The sequence below is a fragment of the Streptomyces sp. NPDC047453 genome, assembly GCF_040643155.1.
GTDB lineage: Bacteria > Actinomycetota > Actinomycetes > Streptomycetales > Streptomycetaceae > Streptomyces.
Genome location: NZ_JBEYTS010000011.1, coordinates 79,212 through 91,651, shown reverse-complemented (window position 1 = coordinate 91,651; position 12,440 = coordinate 79,212). Strand labels below are relative to the sequence as shown.

The window sequence follows — 12,440 nt, the reverse complement described above, 5'->3', positions numbered from 1 at the left end:
GGGAGAGGTTCGTGACGACGATGACCGATGGGTCCGTGCGTGAGTTCAAGATGCCGGATGTCGGCGAGGGTCTGACCGAGGCGGAGATCCTCAAGTGGTACGTCCAGCCCGGTGACACGGTCACCGACGGCCAGGTGGTCTGCGAGGTCGAGACCGCCAAGGCGGCCGTCGAACTGCCCATCCCCTACGACGGGGTGGTGCGCGAGCTGCACTTCGCCGAGGGCACCACGGTGGACGTGGGCACGTCCATCATCGCGGTGCAGGTGGCGGGCGCGGCGCCGGCCGAGGTCCCGGCGCAGGCCGCTCCGGTGGCAGAGCCGAAGACCGAGCCGAACACGGACGGGGAGGAGAAGCCACAGGGCCGCCAGCCGGTGCTCGTGGGCTACGGCGTCTCGGCGTCCTCCACCAAGCGCCGTCCGCGCAAGGGCCCGGAGGCCGCGGCCGCCCCGGCGGCGACGGCACCCCGGCCGGAGCTGAACGGCCACGGCGCCGCGGCCCCGGCGGCCGCCGCGGCCCCCACCGGGCCCCGCCCGCTGGCCAAGCCTCCGGTGCGCAAGCTGGCCAAGGACCTGGGCGTGGACCTCGCCGCGGTCGTGCCGTCCGGTCCGGACGGCATCATCACGCGCGAGGACGTGCACGCGGCGGTGGCGGCACCGGCCGAACCCACGGCCCCCAAGGCGCCGGCGGCGGTGGCCCCGGCGGTCGCGGCTCCGGCTCCCGCCGCGAGCTACGACGGGGCGCGCGAGACCCGTATCCCCGTCAAGGGCGTCCGCAAGGCGACGGCGGCGGCGATGGTCGGCTCGGCGTTCACGGCCCCGCACGTCACGGAGTTCGTGACGGTGGACGTGACGCGCACGATGAAGCTGGTCGAGGAGCTCAAGCAGGACAAGGAGATGCAGGGGCTGCGGGTCAACCCGCTGCTGCTGATCGCCAAGGCCCTGCTGGTCGCCATCAAGCGCAACCCGGAGATCAACGCGTCCTGGGACGAGGCGGCGCAGGAGATCGTCCAGAAGCACTACGTCAACCTGGGCATCGCGGCGGCGACCCCGCGCGGCCTGATCGTCCCGAACGTCAAGGACGCCCACGTCAAGACGCTGCCGCAGCTCGCGGAGGCCCTCGGCGAGCTGGTGTCCACGGCACGCGAGGGCAGGACGTCCCCGGCGGCCATGCAGGGCGGCACGGTGACGATCACCAACGTCGGCGTCTTCGGCGTCGACACCGGCACGCCGATCCTCAACCCCGGCGAGTCCGCGATCCTCGCCGTCGGCGCGATCAAGCTCCAGCCGTGGGTCCACAAGGGCAAGGTCAAGCCCCGCCAGGTCACCACGCTGGCGCTCAGCTTCGACCACCGCCTGGTCGACGGCGAACTCGGCTCCAAGGTCCTGGCCGACGTGGCCGCGATCCTGGAACAGCCGAAGCGACTGATCACCTGGGCCTAGCGGCCTAGCTAGCGGCCTAGCGGCCTACGGCGAAAACGGGGCGGCGCACCTCTCACGGAGGTGCGCCGCCCCGGCGTTTGCGGTGGTGTCAGCTCGGCTGGCGGGTGCGCAGTGCGTTCAGGAGGGCGGCGCCGCGTTCGGCGTCGTCCACGCTGACCGCGAAGTCGCTCCGGCTGCCCCGGGCCCGGATCACCAGGCACTCCCCGGCCCGCAGCATGACCGTGGTGCCCAGGCCGCTGAAGCGGTAGCCCCAGCCGCCGACCTGCGCGGGCGTACGGTTCTCGGCGCGGGCGGACTCGATCGCGTCGGGCGCCCAGCGCCGTACCGGCCAGCCGAGCGGGCCGAAGGCCACCTCCAGGCCCCGCCGGGACACACGCGTCTGGACCGAGGCGCAGCCGGCCCCCGCGAGGGAGGCGACCGCGCACGAGGCGAACAGCGACCACCCCGCGCCGGGCCCGGCGAGTCCGGCGACGAGCGCGACCAGGGCGGCCACCGCCACCACTCCGGTCACGGCCGCGACGAGGTGCAGCCAGAGGTTGGTGGTGCGCGAGAACCACACCACCCGCTGCCCCTCGGGGATCTCCAGCGTGGGCCCGTCGGTGTTCCGTCCCGGGGACGCCGGACCAGAGACCTGTCTCCGCGTGCCCACCAGCCAGCCGGCGATCCCGGCGAGCACCGCCGCGACCAGTGAGACGACGATGCCCGCGATCGGCAGCCGCACCTGGTGCCAGTCCGTGTGATCGAGGTTCGCCCGCACGACGGAGAGCTGGCCACCGACGATGAGTACACCGGCCGACAGCAGCCCGGCCAGGGCCCGCGGCCGCGTCACCGCCAGGCCGTCCTCCCCGGCCCGCCGCCGCAGCACCTCCATGCCCACGCCCAGCACGAGCCAGACCAGCGCGGGGACGAGGGAGGCCGCCCACAGCGGCATCGAGCCGTCGGCCGCGGATGCCTGCCAGTGGGTCGCCAACCGGTCCGGCAGCCGGTCGCTCGCGGCCCAGGGCAGCGCGGCGATCAGGACCGCGACACCGGCCGTCCAGACGGCGGCTCCCCAGCGCGTCCCGTTTCCGTGCCTGCTCGAGTTGTTCACCGCGTCCCCCTGATCATCTCGATGAGGTCGTTCGGGCTGTAGCCCAGGCGGCCCGCCTCGGCCACCAGTTCGTGCACCCGGATCCGCAGCCCCGAGTGCCGGTCCGCGCCCTCCGCCACGGTCACCCCTCGTCCCCGGCGGAACTCCAGCAGTCCCTCGTCCCGCAGGCCGCGCAGGCCGCGCAGGACGGTGTTGATGTTGATGTCGAGCATCTGCGAGAGATCGCGCGCCGACGGCAGCCGGTCGCCCGGGCGGCATTCCCCCTCGGCGATGGCGCGCCGGACGGCGCCGGCGACCTGCTCGTGCAGAGGCCGGGTGTCCCTCTTGTCCAATCGCAGCAACATGATGCTAATGATGCTAGCACCATTCATACGCGCGGGCGCAGGAAAAGGGCCCGCCGCTGAGGTCAGCGGCGGGCCCTTCGGCCTGGTGGGCGGGTGTCAGACCTTCTTGGCGAACCCGTAGTTCAGGAGCTTCGTGGCGTCCGTCGCGCGCTGCGCGTACGTGGTGGAGGCCAGAACCGTGCCGATGACGGTCCTGCCGTTCCTGGTGGCGGCGAAGACGAGGCAGGCGCCGGCCTGGGGACCGGAGCCCGTCTTCACGCCGATCGCGCCGCTGTAGCTGTTGAGCAGCGTGTTCGTGTTCGTCCACGTGCCCATCGTGCGGGTGCTGCCCGTCTTGGTGACGGTCTTGGCCGTGTACGTCTTCGTCTTCACGATCGTGCGGAACGTGGAGTTCTTCATCGCGCTGCGCGCCAGCTGCGTCAGGTCGCGCGGCGTGGAGTAGTTGTTGCCGTTGCCGATGCCGTCGAACGAGTCGAAGCGCGTGTTCGTCATGCCGAGGCTCTTGGCACTGCTGTTCATCTTGCCGATGAAGGACTTCACGCGCGCGTCCCGCGTCGTGCCCGAACCGTACTTGTCGGCCAGCGCGTACGCGGCGTCGCAGCCCGAGGGCAGCATCAGGCCGTACAGCAGCTGGCGGACGGTCACCTTGTCGCCGACGATCAGGTGGGCCTGGGAGGCGTTGTTCTTGACGACGTAGTCGCTGTACGCCTTCTGGATGGTGACCTTGGCGTCGAGGTTCAGATTCGGCTGGGCCAGCACGACCTTGGCGGTCATGATCTTCGTGGTGGAGCCCGTGGAGCGCTTGGTGTCCGCGGCCTTGGCGTAGAGGGACTTGCCGGTCGCGTCGTCCATCACGTAGCCGCCCTTGGCCACGATCGACGGCGCGGTGACGGCCTGCGCGGGTGCCGCGGTGAGGGCCCCGGCGGCGAGCACGGCGCTCGTTGTCACGACGACTGCGGCGGCTCTGCGGATACGGATGCCCTGGATGCCGGTTTTCAAGTGAAGTACCCCGATTATGTTGAATTCCTCTGCGGTGCGGCAGAGTTGAGAGCCCACAAAGTGGGGCCGCACCTGTCTGACTCACGGCTGGGGCGGATGGTTGCGCGGCTTCCGGGGCGGATTCGGCCGGCGGGCCGGATGGTCCGCATGCTGGATGGGGCGGGCCTTGGGTACGTGTTGTATCTATGCTGTGGACATGAGCCTGGCCGTGAAACAGCCCCCCGCCGCCGATCGCGTGTACGCACACGTCAAGCAAGCCGTCCTGGATCGCCGTTACGAGGGCGGCACCCTGCTGACCGAGGGGGAGCTGGCCGAGGCTGTCGGGGTCTCGCGCACGCCCGTGCGCGAGGCGCTGCTGCGGCTGGAGGTCGAGGGGCTCATCAAGCTCTACCCGAAGAAGGGGGCCCTGGTCCTGCCGGTCTCCGCGCAGGAGATCGCCGACGTGGTCGAGACCCGGCAACTGGTCGAGGAGCACGCGGCCCGGAAGGCCGTACCCGCGCCGCCGGGGCTCATCGAGCGGCTCGAGGAACTGCTCCAGAAGCAGAAGAAGCAGGCAGCCGCCGGTGACTTCGCCGCGGCCGCCGTCACCGACCGCTGCTTCCACGCCGAGATCGTCCGCAGCGGCGGCAACGAGATCCTGTCCCGGCTCTACGACCAGTTGCGCGACCGTCAGCTGCGCATGGGCGTCGCCGTCATGCACTCCCACCCCGACCGGCTCGCCAAGACCCTCGCCGAGCACGAGGAGATCCTGGACGCGCTGCGCTCGGGGAACGCGGAGGCGGCCGTCGACATCGTGCACCGGCACGTCAACTGGTTCTCCCACCTCGCCCGGGGGGAGGTCCGGTGAGCTCGTCGTCCTCGTCGTCCTCGCCGGCCTCCCTGCCCGGTGATCCGCCCGGCGGCCGGCGCGCCGTCGCCGTCTGGAGCATCGGCGTCGCCGTCTACTTCGTCGCCGTCATCTTCCGCACCTCCCTGGGCGTCGCCGGACTCGACGCCGCCGACCGCTTCCACGTGGGCGCCTCGGCGCTGTCGACGTTCTCGATCCTCCAACTCCTCGTCTACGCCGGCATGCAGATACCGGTCGGCCTGCTCGTCGACCGGCTCGGCACCAAGAAGGTGCTGGCCATCGGCGCCGTGCTCTTCACGGCCGGCCAGCTCGGCTTCGCGTTCTCCCCGTCGTACGGCACCGCGCTCGCCTCGCGCGCGCTGCTCGGCTGCGGGGACGCCATGACGTTCATCAGCGTGCTGCGGCTGGGTACCCGGTGGTTCCCCGCCCGGCGCGGGCCGCTGGTCGCCCAGCTGGCCGGGCTGGCCGGAATGGCGGGCAACCTGGTGTCCACGCTGGTGCTGGCCCGGCTGCTGCACGGCGTGGGCTGGACGGCGGCCTTCGCGGGCAGCGCGCTGGCCGGAGCCGTGGTGCTGGTGCTGCTGGTGCTGTTCCTCAAGGACCACCCGGAGGGCCACGAACCGGAGCCGCTGCCCCACCTGGGCGCCGCGTACGTACGCCGGCAGATCGCCGCGGCCTGGCGGGAGCCCGGGACGCGGCTCGGGCTGTGGGTGCACTTCACCACGCAGTTCCCGGCGATGGTGTTCCTGCTGCTGTGGGGGCTGCCGTTCCTGGTCGAGGCCCAGGGCCTGTCGCGGGCGGACGCGGGTGAACTGCTCACGCTCGTCGTGGTGTCCAACATGGCCGTCGGGCTCGTGTACGGGCAGATCGTCGCCCGGCACCACGCGGCGCGGCTGCCGCTCGCGCTCGGCACGGTGGCGGCGACCTCGGGCATGTGGGCGGTGACGCTGGCGTATCCGGGCGGGCGGGTGCCGATGTGGCTGCTGGTCGTGCTGTGCCTGGTGCTCGGCGCGTGCGGTCCGGCCTCGATGATCGGGTTCGACTTCGCGCGGCCGGCGAATCCGGCGGAGCGTCAGGGGACGGCGTCGGGCATCACCAACATGGGCGGCTTCGTGGCCTCGATGACGACGCTGTTCGCGATCGGCGTGCTGCTGGACGCGACCGGGGACGACTACCGGATCGCCTTCTCGGCGGTGTTCGTGCTCCAGGCGCTGGGCGTGAGCCAGATCCTGCGGCTGCGGAAGCGGGCGGCCCGGCGGGAGCGGGAGCGGCTGGTCGCCAGCCGGGTGGAGACGGTGCACGTGCCGGCGTGACGGCGCCCTCCACCGCCGCGAGGCGGGGCCGGGGCCGGTGCGCTCGCCGCGGGCCGGGAGGCGCCTCCCCCCGGCTCCTGGAGCAGGGGGGATCCGGCTCGTCCCCGGGGAGGCACGTCTGTCCGTGGCCACGGTCCTAGCGCCCCGACAGGCAACGTTCACCCCGTCGCGACGCCCGGCACTAGGCCGTCACGACGAAGTTCCGCAGGATCGCCGCCGCCAGGTCCAGGTCGCCCTCGGTCTTCACACGGTCCGCGACCGCTTCCGGGGTGACCCGGCCGCAGGCCAGGCGGACGTAGGTCTCCCAGTCGAGCGCGAGGGTCGCCGCCGGGCCGAGGGCCGGGGCCGTCTCCAGGGTGCCGCGGCCCTGGATGTCGACGCGGATCGTGCGCAGGAACTCCACCGGGCCGTGCACGTCGAAGACGATCGCCGAGCTGCGCGGGGCGTCCGCCTTGACCGCGACCACGTCCGGCAGGGCGGCCAGCAGGTAGTCCCGGGCGACATGGGCGCCGGGCGAGTCGAGCTCGGCGGGGCGGCCGAGGGCCGCGCGCAGGTCCTGCTCGTGTACCCAGATGTCGAAGGCGCGGTAGCGCATGGCCTCTTCGAGGGTGATCTCCGCGCCGAGCGGGCCGCGCACCTTGGTGCCGGGGTCGCGGGACTCGTTCCGCAGCTGGCGGCTGCGGCGGATGATCGTGTACTCCAGCTCGGAGGTCATCTCCGGCGACGTGTGGTGGCGGCGGACGTCGACCTGCATCTCCATGTAGCGCTGGTGCTCGTTGGTGACGTGGAACAGGTCGCGCGGGAGCGCGTGGATGGGCCGCGGGTCGCCCAGCATCTCGCAGTCCATGCCGATGATGTGCGAGACGATGTCGCGGACCGACCAGCCCGGGCACGGGGTGCGCCGGTTCCAATCGGCCTCCACCAGGGGCTGCATCAGCTCCGATATCGCCTCGACGGAGTGGGTCCAGGCATCGGCGTAGGGCTGGAGGGTGGGATGCAGACTCACGGAACGGGACCCCTCGGCGGTCGGTACACGGGCGGATGTGATGGCATTGCCAGTGGGAGGTGGCAGCGGTCGGCGGGTGTCTTGGAACGCTAAGTTACGCTGCCGTGAGGCAGCCCGGCAGTGCTTTCGTGTGACGATCGTAGGCCTGTCCGGACGACTCGAGTGCCAGGACGGTGGTAGTGTGCGCGCCTCGCTGATCCAGATTGCCGTGAACGAGGGTGAATCGGTCGATTCGCGGCGTCGGCGGGCGGCCGCGCTGGTGTGCGAGCAGGCCGGGGCCGACCTGGTGGTGCTGCCGGAGTTGTGGACCACCGGGGCCTTCGCCTTCGAGGAGTTCGAACGCGAGGCCGAACCGCTGGAGGGTCCCACCTACGAGGCGATGGCCAAGGCGGCGAGCGACGCGGGCGTGTGGCTGCATGCCGGCTCGATCCCCGAACGCGCCGCGTCCGACGGCCACTCGGCCGCGGACTCCCTCTACAACACCTCCCTGGTCTTCTCCCCCTCCGGCGAGTTGGCCGCCGTCTACCGCAAGATCCACCGCTTCGGCTTCGACAAGGGCGAGGCCGTGCTGATGAGCGCGGGGCGGGAACTGGTGACGGTCCCTCTGCCGGACACCACCCTGGGCCTCGCGACCTGTTACGACCTCCGTTTCCCCGAACTCTTCCGCGGGCTCGTCGACGCCGGGGCGCAGACCCTGGTGGTCCCGGCGGGCTGGCCCGAGCGCCGGCGCGCACACTGGACGCTGCTGGCCCGAGCGCGGGCGGTGGAGGACCAGGCGTTCGTGCTCGCCTGTGGAACGGCCGGGACGCACGCCGGAGTTCCGCAGGCGGGTCACTCGATCGTGGTGGACCCCTGGGGCGAGGTGCTGGCCGAGGCCGGCCCCGGCGAGGAGGTCCTCACGGTCGACTTCGACCCGGCGAGGGTGCCGGCCACCCGGGACCAGTTCCCGGCCCTGAAGGACCGGGTCCTCGGCCTGGATCCGCCGCGCCGCCAGGACGCCTCCTAGCGCCCACCGCTCCTCTCCCGGCGCCTACCGCTCCTCGCGTTCCTTCTCCGCCAGGTGGATCACGCACACCGCCACCGCGATCACCAGCGCGGGGTCGGCGTCCTCGCGCACGACGTCGACGCCGTAGGTCTCCACGACGCTCAGCCATCGCCGGGAGATCACCGCGAGCAGTTCGCCGTCGTACTCGACGGCGAACTCCCGGTCGAGGATCTTGCCGCTGACGTCGAGCTCGGTGCCGTCCACCATGGACACCCGGTAGTGGTTGCGCAGCAGCGACAGCCGCTTGCGCCTGATCTTCGCCAGGGCCTCCCCGTCCCGCTCGATCACCATCGTGTCCCGCAACGCGAGCATCTTCTGGTGGATGTTGATCAGAACCCGGCCGTGGGTGTCCTTCAGCTCGAAGGTGTCCCGCAGCCGCATCGCCTTGCCGTCGACGAGGAAGACCTTGCGGCCGTGCTCGTCCTCGATCCAGTAGTCGTCACCGATGCCGAAAATCCGGTCGCGTACGAGGAATCTCATGTCCTCACCGCTTCCCCGGCTCCGCCCCGGCGACGCCGCCGGTGGTCCGACGGGCCCAGTACGGCACCGCGCCGGGCGGGCCGCCGCCGGCGGGTGGCACCCTTGGTCCCATGAACGACACGGCACCCCGACGCGCCCGCGTACGCGCCCCCGAGCTGATCGGCAAGGGCGGCTGGCTCAACACTGGTGGGAAGAACCTCACGCTCGCCGACCTGCGAGGCAAGTGCGTCGTGGTGGATTTCTGGACGTTCTGCTGCGTGAACTGCCTGCACGTCCTGGACGAGCTGCGGGAGCTGGAGGAGAAGCACCGGGACACGGTCGTGGTCGTCGGGGTGCACTCGCCGAAGTTCGTGCACGAGGCGGAGCACCAGGCGGTGGTCGACGCGGTGGAGCGGTACGGGGTGGAGCATCCGGTGCTCGACGACCCGGAGCTCGCCACCTGGAAGCAGTACGCGGTAAGGGCCTGGCCGACGCTGGTCGTCATCGACCCGGAGGGCTACATCGTCGCGCAGCACGCCGGCGAGGGTCACGCGCACGCGATCGAGCGGCTGGTGGAGGAGCTGGAGGCCGAGCACGAGGCGAAGGGCACCCTGCGCCGCGGCGACGGGCCGTACGTGCCGCCGGAGCCGGAGCCCACCACCCTGCGCTTCCCGGGCAAGGCGGTGCTGCTGCCGTCCGGGAACTTCCTGGTCAGCGACACCACCCGGCACCAGCTGGTGGAGCTGGCGGAGGACGGCGAGACCGTGGTGCGGCGGATCGGCCAGGGCGGCCGGGGGATGACCGACGGCGGCCCGGACCGGGCCGGGTTCCAGGAGCCGCAGGGGCTCGCACTCCTGCCGGACGGCAGCGTCGTGGTCGCCGACACGGTCAACCACGCCCTGCGGCGCTTCGACCCGGAGACGGGTGAGACCACGACCCTGGCCGGTACCGGACACCAGTGGATGCAGGGCGAGGCCACGTCCGGTCCCGCGCTGGACGTGAAGCTGTCCTCGCCCTGGGACGTGGCCTGGTGGAACGGCAAGGTGTGGATCGCCATGGCGGGCGTGCACCAGCTGTGGGCCTACGACCCGGCCGGGGGTACCGTCGCCGTCACCGCCGGGACCACGAACGAGGGGCTCGTCGACGGGCCCGGCGCGGAGGCCTGGTTCGCGCAGCCCTCCGGGCTCGCGGCGACGCCCGACCGGCTGTGGCTCGCCGACTCCGAGACGTCCGCCCTGCGCTGGGTGGATCTCGACGGCGCCGTCCACACGGCGGTCGGCACCGGGCTGTTCGACTTCGGGCACCGGGACGGAGCCGCCGGACAGGCGCTGCTCCAGCACCCGCTGGGCGTGACCGCGCTGCCGGACGGCTCGGTCGCCGTCAGCGACACCTACAACCACGCCCTGCGCCGCTACGACCCGGCGACCGGCGAGGTCACGACCCTCGCCACCGACCTGCGTGAGCCCAGCGACGCCGTGCTGGCAGGTGAGGACATCGTGGTCGTGGAGTCGGCCAGGCACCGGCTGACCCGGCTGCGGCTGCCGGAGGAGGCGGTACGGGTCGAGGCCGTCGCCCACCGCACCCGGCGCGCGGCGACGGAGGTCGCCCCCGGCCGCCTGAGCCTGGACGTGATCTTCCAGGCCCCGGCCGGTCAGAAGCTCGACACCCGGTACGGCCCGTCGACCCGGCTGCTGGTCTCCTCGACCCCGCCCGAGCTGCTGCTGAAGGGCGAGGGCGCGGACACCGACCTGTGCCGCGAACTGGAGCTGAACCCCGCCGTCCCGGAGGGTGTCCTGCACGTCTCCGCGATGGCGGCCTCGTGCGACGACGACCCCGCGAACGAGTACCCCGCCTGCCATGTGCACCAGCAGGACTGGGGCGTTCCGGTCCGTCTCACCGAGGGCGCGACGGACCGGCTGCCGCTCGTCCTGGCCGGGATGGACGAGACCGCGGCAGGCTGATCGCCCGAGCGGCCCTGGGACTAGCGGCGCCGCGGGCGCGGCGCCAGCTTGAACAGGGCCACTCCCGCGGCCACCAGGGTGCTGGCCGCGACCATCATGGCCATGCTGTTCATCCACACGCCGGTGGCGGCCAGCGTGGCGCCTCCGGCGCCGGTGGTGCCGGCGCCGACGACTCGTCCGTACATGTCGTTCTCCTTGCTCTGGTGCGGGTGTGAAGAGGACGCGCCGCGGGTGCGGCACGGGATGAGGGGGTCAGGTGGCCACCCACTTCTCCTCGCTGCGGCGCAGCAGGCCCCACAGGGAGGAGAAGTAGACGGCGTGCTGGAAGAGGTCGTAGAGCATCTCCGGGATCATCAGCAGCGCCACCAGCATCGGCAGGGGGCCGGCGCGACGTACGGAGACGACCTTCTCGACGACGAAGATCAGGCCGATCGAGGTCCACACCGGTGACAGGCCCGGCGGGCCGTACAGGGCGATGGACGTGGTCATGAAGGTCAGGTAGACGAGGAAGGACAGCGCGCCGAACCCCATGAGGAACTGCTGGAGGAAGTAGCGGGCGGTGACGCGGGTCCAGCCGTAGTCGCGGAGGTTCTCCAGGGCGCCGCGCTGCCAGCGCAGCCGCTGGTGCCACAGCTTGCCCAGGGTCGGCATGACCTCGGTGGTGACCGCGCAGCCGGCCGGTGACATGGCGCGGTAGCCGAGGGTCTTGACCGCCTTGGTCATCTCGTCGTCCTCGGTGAGGGAGGCGAGGCTGTAGTAACCGTTGCCTCCGCCGATGACACCGGCGCGGCGGGCCGCCCGCACCTCGCGCAGCACCCGGGCCCGGAACATGGTGCCGGTGCCGGTGAGCACCTGCGCCTTGCCCCCGGTGCGCTCCAGCTCCCAGGCGTAGCGGTGGAACTCCATGCGCTGGAGCAGACCGAGCAGGCCGCCGCCCTCCTCGCCGTAGAAGACTCCGCCGACGGCGCCGACCTTGCGGTTGAAGGTGGCCAGGGCGGTCTCGGCGAACCACGGGTTGAGCACGGTGTCGGCGTCCTGCACCAGCAGCAGGTCCCGGTCGTCGAGGTGGGGCAGCACCCAGGCGATGGCCTGGTTGAGCGCGCCCGCCTTCTTGTGCGTGTTGCCCTGGGTGTGGAAGACCTGCGCGCCGTGCGCGACGGCGATGTGGGCGGTGTCGTCGGTGCAGTTGTCGGCGACGACCACGATCAGGTCCGGCCGCCGGCTCTGCCGCCACAGGCCCTCGATCGCGGCGGCGACGCGGTCCTGCTCGTTGTGGGCGGGGATCAGGACCGCGAGCCGGGGTCTGCCGGGCGGTTCCTCCTCGGCGGCGTGCGCGCGGCGGGCGGCGTGCCGGCCCGCGGGTCGTGGCCGAGCTGTCGGCGCAGCATCCAAGGCGCCGCCGCGTGCGGCGAAGTCGAGCACGGCAGAGTCCCCCGTCGTGATGGTCGCTTGGCGCCCGGTTTCTCCCCTACGGGCTCAAGGGCGCCAAGTCTTCACGATATTCACACAACACGACAAGGAGGTGCGAGTAACGGAATGCTCAAGCTTGTGGCCGACTGTCCGTCATGTTCCGTTGCTGCGGAACCGGCTCGGCACGTGCTCAGATGCCGTCGCCGTAGCCGTCGCGTGCGTGGTGGTGGCGGTCCTCTTCGACGACCGTGGTGGGGGGAACCATGACGCGGCGGCGCCGGTAGATGCTGCTGAACGTCGTGACGCCGATCAGGCCGACGATCATCAGGATGACGCCGACCACGTGCAGGTCGACCCCCTGCATGTGCCAGTCGGTCGCGAACGTGAGAATGGCTCCCACGGCGATGAGGATGATGCAGCCGCCGAGGCCCATGAGTGTCGCCTCCCTGTCCGGTGTCGGGTCCGGTGGTTCCGGACGGTTCCGGTCCCTTCCGGTCAACTCCGGGTACCCGCAAGCCGGGTGACCA

13 protein-coding genes are annotated in these 12,440 nt (G+C 71.8%); 5 read left to right on the top strand and 8 right to left on the bottom strand.

Annotated elements, in window-relative coordinates:
* The first annotated feature begins 11 nt into the window (after positions 1–11).
* Complete coding sequence (locus ABZ818_RS13210) at positions 12–1,439, top strand: dihydrolipoamide acetyltransferase family protein (protein ID WP_361413390.1); 1,428 nt, start codon at positions 12–14, stop codon at positions 1,437–1,439.
* A gap of 88 nt (positions 1,440–1,527) precedes the next feature.
* On the opposite strand, the gene ABZ818_RS13205 is transcribed toward ABZ818_RS13210, so the two are convergent.
* From ABZ818_RS13205 to ABZ818_RS13195, 3 genes are all read right to left on the bottom strand, one after another.
* The gene (locus ABZ818_RS13205; RefSeq protein WP_361413387.1) at positions 1,528–2,529 is read right to left on the bottom strand and encodes a DUF1648 domain-containing protein; all 1,002 of its coding nucleotides are present in this window, start codon (positions 2,527–2,529) and stop codon (positions 1,528–1,530) included.
* Entirely contained in the window at positions 2,526–2,873 is a 348-nt protein-coding gene (locus ABZ818_RS13200; protein ID WP_361413384.1) for a GntR family transcriptional regulator, read from the bottom strand. Before ABZ818_RS13200 ends, ABZ818_RS13205 begins: the two co-directional genes overlap by 4 nt.
* Before the next feature lie 96 nt (positions 2,874–2,969).
* Positions 2,970–3,872 (bottom strand): D-alanyl-D-alanine carboxypeptidase, encoded by a 903-nt coding sequence (locus ABZ818_RS13195; protein ID WP_361413381.1) that lies wholly within the window; start codon positions 3,870–3,872, stop codon positions 2,970–2,972.
* 196 nt (positions 3,873–4,068) lie between these two features.
* Between ABZ818_RS13195 and ABZ818_RS13190 the strand changes: the two genes are divergently transcribed.
* Together ABZ818_RS13190 and ABZ818_RS13185 are read left to right on the top strand one after the other, a co-directional pair.
* Positions 4,069–4,719, top strand: a complete 651-nt coding sequence (locus ABZ818_RS13190) for a GntR family transcriptional regulator (RefSeq protein WP_361413378.1) — start codon at positions 4,069–4,071, stop codon at positions 4,717–4,719.
* Positions 4,716–6,032, top strand: coding sequence for an MFS transporter (locus ABZ818_RS13185; RefSeq protein WP_361413376.1), 1,317 nt, complete (start codon positions 4,716–4,718; stop codon positions 6,030–6,032). Before ABZ818_RS13190 ends, ABZ818_RS13185 begins: the two co-directional genes overlap by 4 nt.
* Positions 6,033–6,213: 181 nt before the next feature.
* Here ABZ818_RS13185 and ABZ818_RS13180 read toward each other — a convergent pair whose 3' ends face one another.
* The gene (locus ABZ818_RS13180; protein WP_361413373.1) at positions 6,214–7,038 is read right to left on the bottom strand and encodes a maleylpyruvate isomerase family mycothiol-dependent enzyme; all 825 of its coding nucleotides are present in this window, start codon (positions 7,036–7,038) and stop codon (positions 6,214–6,216) included.
* A gap of 181 nt (positions 7,039–7,219) precedes the next feature.
* Between ABZ818_RS13180 and ABZ818_RS13175 the strand changes: the two genes are divergently transcribed.
* Positions 7,220–8,044: a carbon-nitrogen family hydrolase gene (locus tag ABZ818_RS13175; RefSeq protein ID WP_361413370.1), complete on the top strand. Its 825-nt coding sequence runs from the start codon at positions 7,220–7,222 to the stop codon at positions 8,042–8,044.
* Between the two features lie 24 nt (positions 8,045–8,068).
* On the opposite strand, the gene ABZ818_RS13170 is transcribed toward ABZ818_RS13175, so the two are convergent.
* Positions 8,069–8,563 carry an LURP-one-related family protein gene (locus tag ABZ818_RS13170; protein ID WP_361413367.1) on the bottom strand — a complete coding sequence of 165 codons (495 nt, stop codon included), beginning with the start codon at positions 8,561–8,563 and terminating at the stop codon, positions 8,069–8,071.
* Between the two features lie 110 nt (positions 8,564–8,673).
* Between ABZ818_RS13170 and ABZ818_RS13165 the strand changes: the two genes are divergently transcribed.
* Positions 8,674–10,503 (top strand): NHL domain-containing thioredoxin family protein, encoded by a 1,830-nt coding sequence (locus ABZ818_RS13165; RefSeq protein ID WP_361413364.1) that lies wholly within the window; start codon positions 8,674–8,676, stop codon positions 10,501–10,503.
* Between the two features lie 20 nt (positions 10,504–10,523).
* On the opposite strand, the gene ABZ818_RS13160 is transcribed toward ABZ818_RS13165, so the two are convergent.
* From ABZ818_RS13160 to ABZ818_RS13150, 3 genes are all read right to left on the bottom strand, one after another.
* The gene (locus tag ABZ818_RS13160; protein WP_361413361.1) at positions 10,524–10,688 is read right to left on the bottom strand and encodes a hypothetical protein; all 165 of its coding nucleotides are present in this window, start codon (positions 10,686–10,688) and stop codon (positions 10,524–10,526) included.
* 67 nt (positions 10,689–10,755) lie between these two features.
* Complete coding sequence (locus ABZ818_RS13155; RefSeq protein ID WP_361413359.1) at positions 10,756–11,925, bottom strand: glycosyltransferase family 2 protein; 1,170 nt, start codon at positions 11,923–11,925, stop codon at positions 10,756–10,758.
* Between the two features lie 178 nt (positions 11,926–12,103).
* Positions 12,104–12,346 (bottom strand): DUF6458 family protein, encoded by a 243-nt coding sequence (locus tag ABZ818_RS13150; RefSeq protein ID WP_361413357.1) that lies wholly within the window; start codon positions 12,344–12,346, stop codon positions 12,104–12,106.
* Positions 12,347–12,440 lie beyond the last annotated feature (94 nt).

Excerpts from the sequence above, each read along its gene's own strand:
- ABZ818_RS13200 (WP_361413384.1), bottom strand. The coding sequence starts at position 2,873 with ATGTTGCTGCGATTGGACAAGAGGGACACCCGGCCTCTGCACGAGCAG.
- ABZ818_RS13190 (WP_361413378.1), top strand. The coding sequence starts at position 4,069 with ATGAGCCTGGCCGTGAAACAGCCCCCCGCCGCCGATCGCGTGTACGCA.
- ABZ818_RS13170 (WP_361413367.1), bottom strand. The coding sequence starts at position 8,563 with ATGAGATTCCTCGTACGCGACCGGATTTTCGGCATCGGTGACGACTAC.
- ABZ818_RS13165 (WP_361413364.1), top strand. The coding sequence starts at position 8,674 with ATGAACGACACGGCACCCCGACGCGCCCGCGTACGCGCCCCCGAGCTG.
- ABZ818_RS13160 (WP_361413361.1), bottom strand. The coding sequence starts at position 10,688 with ATGTACGGACGAGTCGTCGGCGCCGGCACCACCGGCGCCGGAGGCGCC.
- ABZ818_RS13150 (WP_361413357.1), bottom strand. The coding sequence starts at position 12,346 with ATGGGCCTCGGCGGCTGCATCATCCTCATCGCCGTGGGAGCCATTCTC.